Annotated in this window: 15 protein-coding genes; 8 read left to right on the top strand and 7 right to left on the bottom strand. The window is 30.6% G+C overall.

Going from position 1 to position 15,021, the window contains the following annotated elements:
- Positions 1-86 precede the first annotated feature (86 nt).
- Together IMCC3317_RS08485 and IMCC3317_RS08480 are read right to left on the bottom strand one after the other, a co-directional pair.
- Positions 87-383 carry a winged helix-turn-helix domain-containing protein gene (locus IMCC3317_RS08485; RefSeq protein ID WP_160129093.1) on the bottom strand — a complete coding sequence of 99 codons (297 nt, stop codon included), beginning with the start codon at positions 381-383 and terminating at the stop codon, positions 87-89.
- A 2-nt stretch (positions 384-385) separates the two neighbouring features.
- Complete coding sequence (locus IMCC3317_RS08480) at positions 386-1,024, bottom strand: hypothetical protein (RefSeq protein ID WP_170293844.1); 639 nt, start codon at positions 1,022-1,024, stop codon at positions 386-388.
- Positions 1,025-1,234: 210 nt separating this feature from the next.
- Between IMCC3317_RS08480 and IMCC3317_RS08475 the strand changes: the two genes are divergently transcribed.
- The 3 genes from IMCC3317_RS08475 to IMCC3317_RS08465 all read left to right on the top strand — a co-directional run bounded on the left by IMCC3317_RS08475 (position 1,235) and on the right by IMCC3317_RS08465 (position 4,127).
- Positions 1,235-1,954 carry a hypothetical protein gene (locus tag IMCC3317_RS08475; protein WP_160129092.1) on the top strand — a complete coding sequence of 240 codons (720 nt, stop codon included), beginning with the start codon at positions 1,235-1,237 and terminating at the stop codon, positions 1,952-1,954.
- 8 nt (positions 1,955-1,962) lie between these two features.
- On the top strand, positions 1,963-2,616 hold the full coding sequence (locus IMCC3317_RS08470; protein WP_160129091.1) for an alpha/beta hydrolase family protein: 654 nt from the start codon (positions 1,963-1,965) through the stop codon (positions 2,614-2,616).
- A gap of 227 nt (positions 2,617-2,843) precedes the next feature.
- A complete protein-coding gene (locus tag IMCC3317_RS08465) occupies positions 2,844-4,127 on the top strand; it encodes a sensor histidine kinase (protein WP_160129090.1) in 1,284 nt (427 codons plus the stop codon).
- Here IMCC3317_RS08465 and IMCC3317_RS08460 read toward each other — a convergent pair whose 3' ends face one another.
- Positions 4,128-5,108 (bottom strand): transglutaminase domain-containing protein, encoded by a 981-nt coding sequence (locus IMCC3317_RS08460; RefSeq protein WP_160129089.1) that lies wholly within the window; start codon positions 5,106-5,108, stop codon positions 4,128-4,130.
- 197 nt (positions 5,109-5,305) lie between these two features.
- Between IMCC3317_RS08460 and IMCC3317_RS08455 the strand changes: the two genes are divergently transcribed.
- The 5 genes from IMCC3317_RS08455 to IMCC3317_RS08435 all read left to right on the top strand — a co-directional run bounded on the left by IMCC3317_RS08455 (position 5,306) and on the right by IMCC3317_RS08435 (position 10,321).
- Positions 5,306-7,045 carry an AraC family transcriptional regulator gene (locus IMCC3317_RS08455; RefSeq protein ID WP_160129088.1) on the top strand — a complete coding sequence of 580 codons (1,740 nt, stop codon included), beginning with the start codon at positions 5,306-5,308 and terminating at the stop codon, positions 7,043-7,045.
- 208 nt (positions 7,046-7,253) lie between these two features.
- Positions 7,254-7,451, top strand: a complete 198-nt coding sequence (locus tag IMCC3317_RS08450) for a hypothetical protein (protein ID WP_160129087.1) — start codon at positions 7,254-7,256, stop codon at positions 7,449-7,451.
- A gap of 214 nt (positions 7,452-7,665) precedes the next feature.
- The gene (locus IMCC3317_RS08445) at positions 7,666-9,462 is read left to right on the top strand and encodes a tetratricopeptide repeat protein (RefSeq protein WP_160129086.1); all 1,797 of its coding nucleotides are present in this window, start codon (positions 7,666-7,668) and stop codon (positions 9,460-9,462) included.
- 99 nt (positions 9,463-9,561) lie between these two features.
- The gene (locus IMCC3317_RS08440) at positions 9,562-9,858 is read left to right on the top strand and encodes a class I lanthipeptide (RefSeq protein ID WP_160129085.1); all 297 of its coding nucleotides are present in this window, start codon (positions 9,562-9,564) and stop codon (positions 9,856-9,858) included.
- A gap of 115 nt (positions 9,859-9,973) precedes the next feature.
- Positions 9,974-10,321 carry a DUF1801 domain-containing protein gene (locus IMCC3317_RS08435; protein WP_160129084.1) on the top strand — a complete coding sequence of 116 codons (348 nt, stop codon included), beginning with the start codon at positions 9,974-9,976 and terminating at the stop codon, positions 10,319-10,321.
- Between the two features lie 203 nt (positions 10,322-10,524).
- Here the strand turns inward: IMCC3317_RS08435 and kdsA are convergent, their stop codons facing one another.
- The 4 genes from kdsA to IMCC3317_RS08415 are packed head-to-tail and all read right to left on the bottom strand — an operon-like array spanning position 10,525 to position 14,905.
- Positions 10,525-11,343, bottom strand: a complete 819-nt coding sequence (gene kdsA / locus IMCC3317_RS08430) for a 3-deoxy-8-phosphooctulonate synthase (RefSeq protein ID WP_160129083.1) — start codon at positions 11,341-11,343, stop codon at positions 10,525-10,527.
- Positions 11,344-11,370: 27 nt separating this feature from the next.
- Entirely contained in the window at positions 11,371-12,564 is a 1,194-nt protein-coding gene (locus tag IMCC3317_RS08425) for a hypothetical protein (protein WP_160129082.1), read from the bottom strand.
- On the bottom strand, positions 12,561-13,193 hold the full coding sequence (locus IMCC3317_RS08420) for an ATP-binding cassette domain-containing protein (protein WP_160129081.1): 633 nt from the start codon (positions 13,191-13,193) through the stop codon (positions 12,561-12,563). Before IMCC3317_RS08420 ends, IMCC3317_RS08425 begins: the two co-directional genes overlap by 4 nt.
- A 32-nt stretch (positions 13,194-13,225) precedes the next feature.
- Positions 13,226-14,905, bottom strand: a complete 1,680-nt coding sequence (locus IMCC3317_RS08415; RefSeq protein ID WP_160129080.1) for a DUF4836 family protein — start codon at positions 14,903-14,905, stop codon at positions 13,226-13,228.
- Positions 14,906-15,021: the final 116 nt, after the last annotated feature.

The raw sequence follows: 15,021 nt of genomic DNA, 5'->3' as shown, positions 1-15,021 counted from the left end.
GTGTAAAGTAATGTGTTTTTTATGATGATTACTATGTTCATTTAGTAAGTGTCTGTGTTGAATTAGTATGCGTTGTTGAAATGATATTATTCGCTTTTTCTAATTAGTTGTTCCAATGCTTCAATATGTTTTTTAAATTCAATTTTACCAAGTTTCGTTGCGCTATATCGTGTATTTGGCTTTCGCCCGATAAATTGCTTTTCTACTTTAATATATTCGACTTTTTCCAACGCTTTCGCGTGACTAGCCAAATTTCCATCGGTTACTGACAAGAGTTCTTTCAGCATTTTAAAATCTGCATATTCGTTCACCATCAGAATCGACATAATGCCCAAACGAATTCGGTGATCAAAAGCTTTATTTATGTTCGTTATAATACTCACGATTATTTTGCTGTTCGTTCAATGAAAATATACATTAATCCTCCATAAATGATGTGAAATACACCGAAACCTAGTGCCCAAAAATACAATCCATAACCTATATATTGTGTGGCAATTAATCCTAAAATTATATTGGCAAGACCTAAATACTTTACATGTCCGAATGTGAATTTACTTGCGTTGACACAAGCAAGTCCGTAAAAAATAAGTGTGATTGGCGCAACCAATCCGACGAATCCTTTTTGTAAAATAATTAAAGCGAAAATTCCACCAGTTGCTAACGGAATTAAAAAGTTAATCAATAGTTTGAGCGCAGTTTTATCAAATAGTTGCTCGTCATTTTTTCGCGCTTTCCGTTGTGTCAAAATAATTCCTGTTACAATGGCTAGGACTAACACAATTGCGGCAATTGCTAATAATTTAAAAGTAATATCATTTGAACCTGTATACTGTCCGCTTTCGTACAGTCGCGTTTTTGTTTCATACACTTTCAATAATTCTTGGCGTGCAAACCAAGCGCCAATAAGTGCATAAACTCCAGCCATAATGCCTGAAAGTCCGCTTAAAGAAATAAACCGAGACGATTTATTCATGAGATCTTTGATCTCTTTAATGTCATTTAGATAGTCTGATGATGTCATAGTAAAGTACTTTGAAATACAAAGTAAAATAAAAATTAGCAATTGTGCAAGGGAAAAATGATTTTATAATTGTTTAAGAAAGTTTCTTGATGATTTTGATTTGAGTTGAGATTCATCTAGTTTTAACGATAGCTAGATTTAATATGGTTTAGCCATAAAAGAAATAACAGGAATTCTTGTTATTTACAAACAAACAGAAATTAGAGATAAATGTTTTTAGAAAAAATTAAAAAGGAGATTTTAAAAGAAAAGTATTCTAAAGAGGAATTACTAAAGGATGAATATTTGATAGATTCAGAAAGTCAAATAAAAATATATTATGCTCCATTTGAATATATTAACAAAAAAGCGTCCGTTATTATAGTTGGAATAACTCCTGGTTGGTCACAAATGGAAAAATCTTTTCGAACTGTAATTAGAGAACTTCAATTAAATAAAAGTTTGGATTCTGCATTAAAAACTGTAAAATCAGAATCAAGTTTCGCAGGTTCAATGAGAAAAAATTTAGTCAAAATGTTAGACGAGCTTGAATTAAATAAAACTTTAAAGCTTGAATCTACGAATGAATTATTCAATCTTACTAACAACTCATTACATACTACTTCAATAATAAAATATCCTGTTTTTAATAAAGGTGAAAATTACAGAGGTTCTTCTCCTTCAGTAATAAATACTGATATATTATGGAAACAAGTTGAAAAAGAATTCGTACCAGAAATCAATAATTTTACAGATGCTTTAATTATACCTTTGGGTAAAAGCGTCGAAGAGACTTTAAGAAAATTACAATCTGAAAAAATGTTAAATGAAAATTTGATTCTTTATGGATTTCCACATCCTTCTGGCGCGAATGGTCATAGATTTAAACAGTTTGAATCAAATAAAGAAAGTATGAAGCAAAAAATAAGCAACTGGAAAATCACAATCTAAAAACCCAAATGAGAATCATTTTAATTCCAGGACTCGGTTACGATCATCAAATTTTTCAAAACTTAGATTTGACAGGTTTTGAGGTGGAATATCTCAATTGGATAGAACCTAAAAAAGGCGAAAAAATTCATGAGTATTCGCAACGTTTGTTTTCTAACGTTAAAAAATCAACTGAAAAAACAATTCTAATTGGGCATTCTTTAGGCGGAATCGTTTCACAGGAAATTGCAAGTGTGCATCAAATCGAAAAAATAATATTACTCTCAAGTATAAAATCTAGAAAGGAATTATCGTTGTGGTTCAAACTTGTCAAACCTTTACGATTGGATATTTTTTTCACTAAAGGAATTTGTGTCAAAACGATAAAATTCTGGGGGAAAAGTCACGGTTTTGAAACGGATAGCGAGAAAGAACTTTTTAAAAACATGATTGGAAAACAATCAAATAACTATTTGCAATGGGCATTGCGAGAATTATCTTCTTGGAAAGGTGTAAAAATTACCAATCAAACAGAAATTATACATATTCATGGCACGAATGATAAAACGCTGCCTTATAAATTGGTTTACAAACCAGATTTCACTATTGAAAATGGCAGTCATATTTGTGTGTTTAAAAAAGCGGATGAAATAACAGAATTGATTAAAAATGTTGTAAAATAAGTGTCGTCACTGCAAAATTCAACAAAAAAAAATAATTCAAATCGAAATGCTGGCAAGCAAGGAAATCAAAAGTTTATGAGTTTCTGAATCAAAAATTAAATAAAAAAGATAAGAATTTTATTTATAATGTTTTTACGACTACACGTTATGTAAATTTAATTTTACTTGAAATTCTATTATTTAGAATCATTTCCATAACTTTAAACCCTTAACCTAAAATAAATTACTTGAATAAAGTTTTAAAATATCTTCAAGATATTGGACAGTTAGAACCTTTAGAAATCAAGAATAGTAGTTTTACGTTTATACTTGCTGGCCCTAGTACCTACATTTATGTGATGATCATGTTGTATTACAATCCTGATCTCATTATTCCGTATGATGGCGAAATTGTGTTTACGTTATTATTTATACTTGTAGGTTTGGTACCGTATTTTAAAAATAAATTTCTGAATGAAATTTATGGTTGGATTACGTTTTTGACGCTACTAATTTTTCAATATTATTTAACCTACACAACGGCTCTTAATGACTTTTCGTTAGATTATTTGTTGGTTACTTATGTATTTATTTTCGGAGCTGTTTTATTATTAAGCAATCGTTTGCTGGTCATTATTTTTAGTGCTTCACAGTTGATTCATTTGGCTTATAGAGTGTATTATTCTGACTTAGATAGAATGTCGGAAAGTGCCATTTTGGTCTCTATGACTACAATTTTTATCTTTTCTTTTTTGGTGATGAATGGTTTGATTCGATACAGAAAGAAGCTTGAGGCGGTAAATGTGGAATTGGAAGAACGCATACATCAACGTACACTCGATTTGGAAAACAGAGCTAAAGAGTTACTTCAAAAAAACAAAGACTTAGAAGAGTTTGCTTATGTCGTTTCGCACGATTTAAAACGTCCGTTGCGTAATATTTATACTTTAACAGATTGGTTAACGGATGAAGATGAATACGAATTTAACAAAGAAGCCAATCAAAGTTTGCAACTCATCAAAGAACAAGTGATACAAATGGATTTGCTAGTTGAAGGAATTTTGCATTATTCTTTGCAAATAGATAAAGATAAACCAGTAAGTTTAGTTGATGCGCAAGCATTGGTAAAACGAATTATTGCCGTAAATTCTAGTGAAACGGTTTCCATAAAATTAGAAGAACGCTTGCCAAGTATCTTATTTAATGAATCGCAATTGTTGCAAGTATTCCAGAATTTAATTCAGAATGCCATTAAACATACTGATAAAGAATCCGTAGAAATTCATATTGGTTATCAAAAAACAAAAACGGATCATCAATTTTCAATTACCGATAATGGTCCTGGAATTGACAAGAAATATCATACAAAAATATTTGAATTATTCCAAAAACTTGAAGTAAACTCAGAAGTAGATTCTATCGGAATTGGATTGGCATTGGTAAAGAAAATCATTGAACGCAATAATGGAGAAATTCATATAGAAAGTTCTGCAGGAAATGGCGCAACATTTGTATTTACGATTCCGATATAATTAACGCGTTGGAATAATTTTAAATGATAAAAATGCTTCAGTACCACTGAATAAACTCAAATAATCTCTCTTTTTTCCTTTAAATGGAATTTTTGCTACATATTTTTCTCCTACTTTGATAAGTTCTAATTCCGTAGAATGTGTGTCTTTTTCATAAGCATAGTAATATACTTTTGTAGTATCAATTATATTAAATCGCAGTTCAATAAAACCATTGACTTTAGTTCTAATTGTTCCTCTTATTGTAGGATCTAAAGAAAGATTTAAACCTATATATTTTACATAAATTAAAGGTTGTATATAAAACTTTTTTTTGCTTACTTTTTTTGTCAACAATTGCCATTCTGGATTTTTTGGAAAATGACTCATAATTATTTTTTCAGGCGAAACACAGTAATATGAATCATCAAAATCGAAGTAATTAGGTTTAGTATCTTCATTTCCTGTAGACCAAGTTGCATCAATTAAATTCCATTGTTCATTAAAATAGATAGCGTTCCATGCGTGGTTAACATTTCTTGCAATGACACCAATATCATGAATGGAGTTTTTTGCATTTCCGTCAATAACTTTTGCATTGATATTCATATGTTCACACACAAAAAACAATAATTGCGCATAACCTTCGCAAACACTGGTTTTATAAGTTAACGTATGTGTTGCATATATTTTATTCCATTGATTATAATAATCTGTATCACCCGTAAATTTATTGATAACAATCTTAGGGAAATTACTTTTACCAGTTGTTAGCTCTTTATAGTTGTATTCAATATTATTTGAAATCCAATAATACGCGGCGCGAACTTTATCGGCATCTTCTGTAAAATCTTTTTCAATGCGATTGCCAAAAGCTTCAATGGACAGAAATGACTTCGGGTATGTGTCGACTACTTTATCAACATGTTGATAGTTTTGTGCAATCATTAAGAAATGACAACAAAAAAATAAGAGGAATGATACGTTAACTTTCAACAACATGCGCAAAATTTTTATATAAAAGGATTCATTCAAATATACGGACTTATGACAGAATGGATTGCATATTTGTATGTATGAATGTATGTTTTAAAATTTAAAACCGCTATTTTTGAGTATTCCCACGATACAATTTCAACAAAAAATATATGTCAATACCTAGTTTTAAAAAATGCAATATTCTTATCGTATGTATATTCATGTATTTTTTTACGGCCACAGGGTTTACCCAACATCAAAATTCATCAATACAAACAGACGCAATTACCTTTGAAAAGTCATTAAAAAATAAGTCATATGATGATTTGCTTAATGATTTTTATGCTAATAAAGAATTAGACTCTGCAAAAGCAGCTACTATTATTGGATATCTAAAAAGACATTTTTTAAATTCAAATGATGAAAATGAAGTTGCTGAATCATATCTTACAATTGCAACTTGGCAAGAAAAAAATGATAGTCTAAAATTAGCAATGGTTAATTTGGATATTGCAATAGCAAAAGCCACTAAATTAGATAATAAAAATTTACTATATCAAAGTTATAATAAAAAAGCAAGCTACTTTTTTAAAACTGGAGACAACGGAAAAGCGTTAGATAATTTTTTTGTAGCCTTAGCAATTGCCAAGCAAACAAATAATTTAAATAGGCAGCTAGTTACTTCTAATAATATTATACTTATTAATATTCAAGTAGATGATAATTTAGGTGCTATAGCCGCATTTCTTGATAATTTAAAAATAATCGAAAGTTTCAATGATGAGACCTTGAATGAGACGAAACTTCAAATTTACTTTGGTTTGGTCAAGGCGCACATCAATTTATTTAACTATGAAGATGCTACTTTGTATTGTAATCTTGGCTTGGAATTGAGTGAACAAATAAACGCTATAGATTTTCAAGGGTATTTTCGTGTTTTTCTTGGTGAAATTGCTTCTAATAGAGGTCGTTATAAAGAAGCACATGAATTATTTAATAAAGCAGAAGAATTGGTAGCGAAAGCTGGTGGAGACAAAGTGCTGGATATATTTTTAAAATTATATTTTGGAAAAACATATGCTCTGGAAAATAAACACCAAGAAGCTATTGACGAATTTCTTAAATGCGAACAGTTATTAGAAGCGAATAATACTGATTTTTTAAGTATTCAAGAATTATATGTGAATTTGGCAAAATCATACTTAGCACTTGAAAATATTAAAGAAAGTACTAAATATTTCGAAAAAGCAAACGATATAGATGTTAAGAATGATAAAAAGAGAGCAATTTTAAATTCTCGAATTACACAAGAGGCATTGCGCAATCTCAAAGGACAGATTGATGCTTTACAGAAAAAATCGAAACGAACTAAATATATATATGCCATAGGAATAACGTTTTTGTTTTTTGTAATTATTGGCCTGATTTTATATTATAAGAAACAACAACACAAAAACAAAGTGCGTTTTACAACCCTAATGAGTCAATTAGAAGAAAAACGACGACAAGAAAAAAAGCCTCCAGCTATTCAAGAAGCAACTTCTAAAAAAACAGAAGATATTGAGGAAAGTTTACATACCGAAACCAATATAGAACCTATTGAAATTGATAGTAAAGATGCAGAGATTCTTGAGAAGCTAATTGAATTTGAAGAAAAAGAACAATTTTTAAGCAATGAAAGTACCTTGATTGAAGTTGCTAAAAAAATACAGACAAACACAACGTACTTATCTAAAGTAATAAATACACACAAAGAAAAATCGTTTACAGCATACATTACTGATTTACGTGTCGATTATGCCATAGAGCGATTATCACACGATCGTAAATTTAGATCTTTTACAATTGGTGCTATTGCGCAAGAAATTGGCTTCAAAAGATCAGAATCATTTTCAAAAGCATTCAAGGTAAAAACAGGTTTGTATCCTTCTTATTTCATAAAAGAGGTTGAAAGACAGTAAGTTAATAATGCAAAACAGTCGTAATTTATAAATAGCGACAAGCTATTTTAACACTCAACTTCATTTTCTACTATCTTTGAAACAACATTAAAAACAAATAAAATTTAGGTTGTTGTAGCCTGTATATGTATAGCACGCATGTTGATAGTAAAATATGATTTTATACAAGCTACATAAAACCTAAATGCAACAATTAAAAAAAGCACATATGAAAAAAGAAAGAAAATTGAAATTGGAAGTGAACAAAGTAAGTATTTCAAAATTGAATAATATTAGCGGTGGAGGCGATCCAGCTGTAACAATTGGATCAGTTGTTCTTTGCGAACTTACGACTCTTTGTGATACAGATATGGATGGAGATTGCAAAACTTACATAACCGCTTTAGGTACATTGGATAGATGTTAACACATTAAAAAAAATAATGTAAAAAACTCCTAATAACTTCTTAGGAGTTTTTTTTATGCGCTTCTCAAACAAGCATTTCGTTTTTTATAATTTTTATGTAAGTTAATGACTACTTGTTGAAAATAGCGGGTTAAACTATACTTAGATTACAGGAAAACCGTTATTTTTGGACTATTACCTACTCAAAAAAATACTAATACAAAGAAAACTGTATATGCGCCTCCAAAAATGTACAGCAATAGTGCTGTTTATTCTCTGTTTCTTTCTTCATAAGTCATCTTTTGCAAAAAATAGTTTGCAAGACTCTATTCCAACATTTGACAAAGAAATATTTCAAGCATCTTTAAAAGAATTATCACCTAAAGAATTTGCGCGTTTATTTACGCAAGAGCATGAAAAAGACGCTGTAAAAGCCCAAAGTTATATTGAATATGCAAAAAAATCCATGATTACTTCTAAAAATTTAGAAGCACAGTTTTGGGGATATTTTTGCTTGGCTAAATGGGAACGAAATAAAATGAATTTAAAAGCGTCCATAACTCATTTGGATGTGGCACTTACTATTGCTAAAAGCATCAATAATGACGATATGATTATATCTTCATTAATGAATAAAGGAATTTATTACTATGATTTTGGATTTTACAAGGAAGCAATGGAGTATTACTTGGAAGTATTGAAAATTGCAAAACAAAGTGATTTAAAAGGGCGACAACTTGCAGTAATGCAAAATATAGCTTTATTAAAAATCGAAGTGAATGATAGAAAAGGTGCTATTGAATTATTAGAAGAATCTTTGAAAATAGTTGAAAATGAAAAGGTTAGAGATTTTAGTTTCATACATGTTAATATTTATATAGCTTTAGCAAAAGCATATATTGGAATTGAAGATTATAAACAAGCAGCCAAGTATTGTTATAAAGGAATTGAGTTAAGTGAAAAATATAATGATGAAGGAGCCAAAGTATATTTTTATAATTTTTTAGGAGAAATTGCTAATGCAAATGGTAATTATGAAAAGGCACACGAAGTTTTAGACAGAGCAGAAGAAATTGTAGAAAGAATTGGAAGCACACAAGCACAACTCCCATTTATTAAACTAGATAGAGCCAAAACGTATTATTCTCAAAAAAAATATGAGGTAACTATACAAATATTACTAGCAATTGAAAAGACACAAAAACTAAATAGTACAGATTTTATTGATTTAGAAGAAATCTATGCGCTTTTAGCAAAATCATATAAAGAAATAAATAACATAGAATACAGTTTAAAATACTACGAAAAGGCAAACAAAATCTATAAAGAAAATGATAAAAGACAAGAAAGCATATCTGTTGATATCATTAAAAAGTATGATTTAAGAACATTAAAAGAAGAGTTAGATGAATCTCAAGAAAATTCCAAAAGGACAAAATACATTCTCTATATAGGTGTCTTTCTAACAGTAGCAATGATTCTATCTTTAATTGTTTTCTATCGAAAGAGAGAAAGAAATAACCAACGTAAATTTGAAGCTATTCTAAAAAGTCTTGAAGAAGAAATTGTAGAAAAAGATCTTGAAGTTGAAAAAATAATTGTCAAAGAAGTCGATCAAATAAAAACCATAGAAGTCAAAGAAACTGAAACGAAGGAAATTGAAATTATTGATGAAACGAAAGAACGATTATTGAAAAAATTAAAAAGCTTTGAAGCAAAAGAATTGTACTTAAGCAAACACAGTAGTTTGAATGAAGTTGCCAAAAAATTAAAAACAAATACATCGTATTTATCAAAATTAGTAAACACGCACAAAGGGAAATCATTCACAGCTTACATTACAGATTTACGTGTCAATTATGCAATCAAACGTTTAAAGAATGATAAAAAATTTCGTTCATATACAATTGATTCAATTGCTCAAGAAATCGGTTTTAACCGTTCTGAGTCGTTTTCTAGAGCCTTTAAAAACAAGACAGGTTTATATCCATCATACTTCGTAAAAAACCTTGACAGTCAGAATATTGAGTAGTATTTTTTGTTCTCGAAATTTATGAATCTCTAGATACTTTTTGTTAGAAATATCATTTGTGGATTTATATTTGAGAAGAACTTAATTAAAGCACCTCTTATGAAGAAAAAGAATTTTACCTCTAAATTGCAATTCCAAAAAACAACAGTTGTATCATTTAATGCTATGACAAACCTCAAAGGTGGAGCATTACAAAATGTAGACACGCAAGTATTATCAGAAGATGGATTCTTGTGTATTACGGGAGTTGTTTGTACAGCAAGTCAAACTGATCCAGTAACTTCTGTGGATATTCAATGCCCGCGCCCTACAACTCGTACAGGAGCTAGTGATTTTTGCGGAGGAACTGTAGGCGACACACGATTGGATTGTGGCGCAAGCTTATTAGTATGTTAAAATAGTTTATTTGGTATAATACCATATTCAAATAAGAGCTTGCATTTTGTAAGCTCTTTTTTTATGCACGCTCATTTAAAAATAAAAAGTATCTTAGGTTATTATATATTGAAATATGAATCCAGCCGAAGAATATATCCTAAAACAACCTGAACCGTACAAATCTATCTTGCTACAATTGCAAGTTGTCTTTGAGCATCTGTTTCCAGAAATTGAATTAAAATATAAATACCGAATTCCGTTTTACTATCTAAAAGGGAAACCATTTTGTTACTTCAACGCAAGTCATAAAAAACAATTTGTAGATGTCGGGATTGTAAAAGGTAAGCAACTCCAAATTCACACAGAATATTTAGTCACTGAAAAAAGAAAAATAATGGCTTCGTTACGTTACAAAACAATTGAAGATATTGACAACGATATTTTAATTGAAGTTTTAAAAGAAGCTGCTAGTTTGTATTAGTTATTTTGAATTTTAAATGTTTAATTTTAAATTTAAAAGTGGAACAATTATCACATTGATCATTATTGAGATCAAAATACATTTTGATTGAAAATACATTGCGTTTACTTACGAAAAAATTAATTTTAAACTCACAAACTCACAAACTCACAAACTCACAAACTCACAAACTCACAAACTCACAAACTCACAAACTCACAAACTCACAACTGATTAACCGTTTTACGAATCTTCACCAAATTCGTTAACAAACGTTCCAAATGATCCAAATGAAGCATATTAGCGCCATCACTTTTTGCATTTGAAGGATCAAAATGTGTTTCAATAAACAGTCCGTCTACATTATTCACAATTCCAGCGCGTGCAATGGTTTCAATCATATCAGGTCTTCCGCCAGTAACGCCACTAGATTGATTTGGTTGTTGTAACGAATGTGTTACATCTAAAATGGTTGGTGCATATTGTCTCATCGTTGGAATTCCACGAAAATCAACAATCATATCTTGGTAGCCAAACATCGTTCCGCGATCGGTAATCCAAGCATTTTGATTTCCAGAATCGTGTACTTTTTTTACGGCATGTTGCATACTCTCAGGACTCATAAACTGTCCTTTTTTCAAATTGACTACTTTTCCTGTTTCGGCAGCAGCCACAACTAAATCTGTTTGACGCACTAAAAAAGCAGGAATCTGTAACACATCAACATATTCCGCAGCTTTTGCAGCATCCGAAACTTCGTGAATGTCCGTTACAGTTGGTATATCAAACGTCTCAGAAACCTTTCTAAGGATTTTTAAAGCATTCTCATCACCGATTCCAGTAAAACTATCAATTCTGCTTCGATTCGCTTTCTTAAAGCTTCCTTTAAAAATATATGGAATCTCTAAAGCGTCCGTAATTTTAAGCACTTTTTCAGCAATTCGCAATGCCATATCTTCGCCTTCAATAGCGCATGGACCTGCAAGTAAAAAGAAATTATTAGAATTGGTATGTTTTATTTTTGGGATAGAACTGAGTTGCATATGTTGTAAATTTTGAACAAAGATAAGCTAAATTTCAGAAGTTAATAAGCTTGTATTTATAGCTGTTAGTTGCTGAATTTTTTTGTTAGTATGTTTGGTGTAATAAATGGCTAACACCACAAATAATACGATAGCTGCAATAAAGACATAAACTAACGAAAACAAACTGCTTTCAGATTGTAAAATAGCTAAATACGGCGCAAATATAAATTTACAAATTACTGTTAATGTCAATGCAATTAAGATAGAAATGCCTAAAATTTTATACGATAATTGATGATAAACTTTTGCAATTTGCGCACGTGAAAATCCTAAGAAATGCAATTGGCAAATGGTTTGTTTATTCTTTAAAATCAACAAGTTAATATTTGTAATCACGAGTGTAATTGATAAAACAGTAATCAAAATTCCAATGCCTAAAACAATCATTAAAATTAATTGTAAAAAGTAACTGATTCGGGAAGTTTGCACATCATTTTGTAAATATTTGTAATTGTTGGAAGTCAAAAATTCCAATACTTTTGGATCAGAAGGATTCTTAACTTCTAAAATGATTCGAGAAACCTTGGAAACTTTCTCAGGACTCAAGGTTTGGTTTGTATATTTCAAAAACGATTCTGGTACCAAAATAGAATTTATCTTTTCGGAAGCATCCAAAATATAAGCGTTGTATTTTTTTTGTTGAGATGAACCATACAAAGAAAGTTCAATCGGAATTTCACGAATAATCGTTTCATTAATTTGCGGCATTCCTGTGCTTGCGGCGTATCCGAAATTATACAGATTGATGTAATTTTTAGGAATAATAATTGGTACTTCTTTATCGCCAGGTTTCCATTTCCAATCGCTACTTTCAACATCAATAAAAGTATCAGGAACAGCTTCCAGAAACATTTCTGTGGAAATTCCGTTGTAGTTTGCCAACGAAACACTTGCTACAACTCTATACGTTCCGTGTGTAAAACCGCCAACTTTTTTAACGAAATCTTGTTTTTCTATTTTTGAAATTTCTTCGGAAGTAAACGCGTTGTTTCGACCTAAGTCTTTATAAATAATAAGATTTTGGTTGCCCAATAAATCATTCGACGAACTAAAAAGTGATTGTGTATCTACAAAAAGTTGAAATGCAATCAATAAAATCCCCAATCCTAGACTAGAAGTTAGCGCAAAAAATAATAATTGCGAAAAGTGAATCTGTTTATTTAGTAAACTCCGAATCACAGTAAAAGTGTTTTAGTATAGTCAATATTGTAACTGTTTCCCAAACTCGCAATCAATAACGTAGCTTGTCGTTTGGAAACTTCTTCAGTGATTAATTGTGTTGCAGTTGCAATCAAAATATCGTCCATGTGACTAAAAGGTTCATCTAGCAATAACAATTCAAATGGCTGACATAACGCTCTGATAATCGCGATGCGTTGTTGTTGTCCGTACGATAATGTTTCCGCTTTTTTGTGTGCGAGTTCAGCAACATTCAAGCGATTCATGTACATTAAAATTTCAGCTTCTGTTTTGTAATTTGTCAATTGATTTTTTAGTTGAATATTTTCGAATGCGGTCAACTCTGGAAACAATCGCAACCCTTGAAATACAATTGAAATTTTTTCGCGTCTCATTGTTGTCCAATCGGTTTCTGTAAAGGAAGAAATAGGAGTTTCATTAAACAGAATGGTTCCAGAATACTTATCATTCAACCCAAATAAAAAATTAAAGAAAGAACTTTTTCCACTTCCAGAAGCGGCTTTTATCAAGTACTTTTCATTTGGTAAAAATGCAAAATCTTTACTCCAAACTTCCGAAGAAGCTGGAGTAAAGTATGTTGGGTTTATTGATGTGATATTAATATTCACAGAAATATGTTGCTCGTTTTTGGTAGTTAATTCTATTGCTCAGACATCTTGGCAATTTCTTTTACCATTGCATCAGAATACATAATCATGCGAACCAAAGAATTTCCTTCTCCTTTTGTGTATGTAAATGTTTCCATTCCGTCAACATCCATAAAATAGTGATTTTCACCAAAATATTCAGTGTATAATTTATTGGCATCTTTAGAGAAATCGGTAAACATAGGAACACTACTGTAAGGATTTCCAATACTAGAAAGTCCAGACATAAGATCAGTAGATATTTCCGAGAAATTCGGATTCATATACACATATGCGGAATGTGATAAATTTGATTTGTGTTCAAAATTAGAAAGATTTGCAGCCAACTTTCCATTTGCATGAAGTTCGTCAGCTTTCGTTTCATCGTTCGTCATAAAAAGTACGCCATCAGTAACAACTACAAAGAAATCTTTATCTATTTGATAATAATTCTTTCCTTTAGTTTTCATTGGCGCATCTTTCTCAATGATAATGCTCATCAACGTTTCAAACTTCGATTGATCTTTTATAGAAATGGCAGTATATACAAATGGAGTTTTTTTATCTACAATTTCGTATTCAGCCTCATTCGATTCAGAATAAAAACTATATCTATTGTATACAGTATCTTTTACAACTTCTCCTTCTTTCAGCGCTACTAACATAGAACCTCCGAAAACTCCAGCTAAATCTTCGCCTGTCATACCAATTTCTCGCTTCATTTCACGATTCATTCTACGAATATTGTTCTTTAATTCTTCTCTTGCTTCTGTTGGTAATACTTTGTTATCTTGTAAACCTTCAATATGCTTGTAAAAAGCAACAGGATCAATAGATACTTTCATTAGAATTGATGGATTTTCTGGAATAGCGTTTAATAAATCACTATCATAATCAGTTGTCATCCAAGACTTATAACCTAATAAAGATTGAAAATCGTTGTTCAATTTTAATTTTGTTTCTGTATGAATATGATCGTCTTCAAAGCTACCATAATAGGTAATATTGTTGTTTTCTAAATCAACATCCATTCCGGCAACCATTGTAAATAAAGAATTCATTACGGTGCCAAGTGGCGTAGATGTAATGTGCATTCCCATGTCTTTACTGGTGTCAAAGAAATCTTTATAATAGTCTGTAGCATAAATAGTTTTCGCTTCGTCTAACTCTGTTAAATCCGCCAATTCAGTTCCTGCATAACTTTTTGCGCCAATAATTAAAGCAGTTTCATTATTCCAACCAATTGCAATTTGATCTGTTGAATACACGGTAAAAGAATCATTCTTCCCTACGTTTTCTTCTTTTTGAAGTTGTGGCATTTTTTTCAACATTGGTTGAATCAAGTTTTCAAAAGACTTTCCATCCTTAATAGGCAAAATAAGTCCGCCTAAACCAGACATGCGATCTACGGAAACAAATCCTAAAATAAATTCTTTACGAAATGTTGCGTCTATATTTTCGGCAGTCAAATACTCATTCATAAAGTCTTGCACTTCCTTTGGAGCGCGATCTTCAATCATTTTGTTAATGGCTAAATCTTTAAAATCAACATCACTACTTTTCTTAGAAAGCGATTCAAGATTTACATACATAACGCCAATGGCATCTTTAGGAATATAATACGATTCAGTACTCTTTTTTCCACAACTTACTATCAAAACAGCAATTGTGAGTACGCATAAAATTTTTCTCATGTCTAAATAAAATGATAAATGGGTTTACAATATTTTTTTTTGGCGATCTGTGGAGGAATGCAAAACTAACAATATCTAACTTTTTTACACAATAAAATGCAATAAAGAATGTCGGT

This window comes from Kordia antarctica (genome assembly GCF_009901525.1).
GTDB classification, from domain to species: Bacteria; Bacteroidota; Bacteroidia; order Flavobacteriales; family Flavobacteriaceae; genus Kordia; species Kordia antarctica.
Note: the sequence above shows the minus strand (reverse complement) of the source record. Positions and strands in the feature narration are given on the sequence as shown.

Excerpts from the sequence above, each read along its gene's own strand:
- IMCC3317_RS08480 (WP_170293844.1), bottom strand. The coding sequence starts at position 1,024 with ATGACATCATCAGACTATCTAAATGACATTAAAGAGATCAAAGATCTC.
- IMCC3317_RS08475 (WP_160129092.1), top strand. The coding sequence starts at position 1,235 with ATGTTTTTAGAAAAAATTAAAAAGGAGATTTTAAAAGAAAAGTATTCT.
- IMCC3317_RS08470 (WP_160129091.1), top strand. The coding sequence starts at position 1,963 with ATGAGAATCATTTTAATTCCAGGACTCGGTTACGATCATCAAATTTTT.
- IMCC3317_RS08460 (WP_160129089.1), bottom strand. The coding sequence starts at position 5,108 with ATGTTGTTGAAAGTTAACGTATCATTCCTCTTATTTTTTTGTTGTCAT.
- IMCC3317_RS08455 (WP_160129088.1), top strand. The coding sequence starts at position 5,306 with ATGTATTTTTTTACGGCCACAGGGTTTACCCAACATCAAAATTCATCA.
- IMCC3317_RS08450 (WP_160129087.1), top strand. The coding sequence starts at position 7,254 with ATGAAAAAAGAAAGAAAATTGAAATTGGAAGTGAACAAAGTAAGTATT.
- IMCC3317_RS08445 (WP_160129086.1), top strand. The coding sequence starts at position 7,666 with ATGCGCCTCCAAAAATGTACAGCAATAGTGCTGTTTATTCTCTGTTTC.
- IMCC3317_RS08440 (WP_160129085.1), top strand. The coding sequence starts at position 9,562 with ATGAAGAAAAAGAATTTTACCTCTAAATTGCAATTCCAAAAAACAACA.
- IMCC3317_RS08435 (WP_160129084.1), top strand. The coding sequence starts at position 9,974 with ATGAATCCAGCCGAAGAATATATCCTAAAACAACCTGAACCGTACAAA.
- kdsA (WP_160129083.1), bottom strand. The coding sequence starts at position 11,343 with ATGCAACTCAGTTCTATCCCAAAAATAAAACATACCAATTCTAATAAT.
- IMCC3317_RS08415 (WP_160129080.1), bottom strand. The coding sequence starts at position 14,905 with ATGAGAAAAATTTTATGCGTACTCACAATTGCTGTTTTGATAGTAAGT.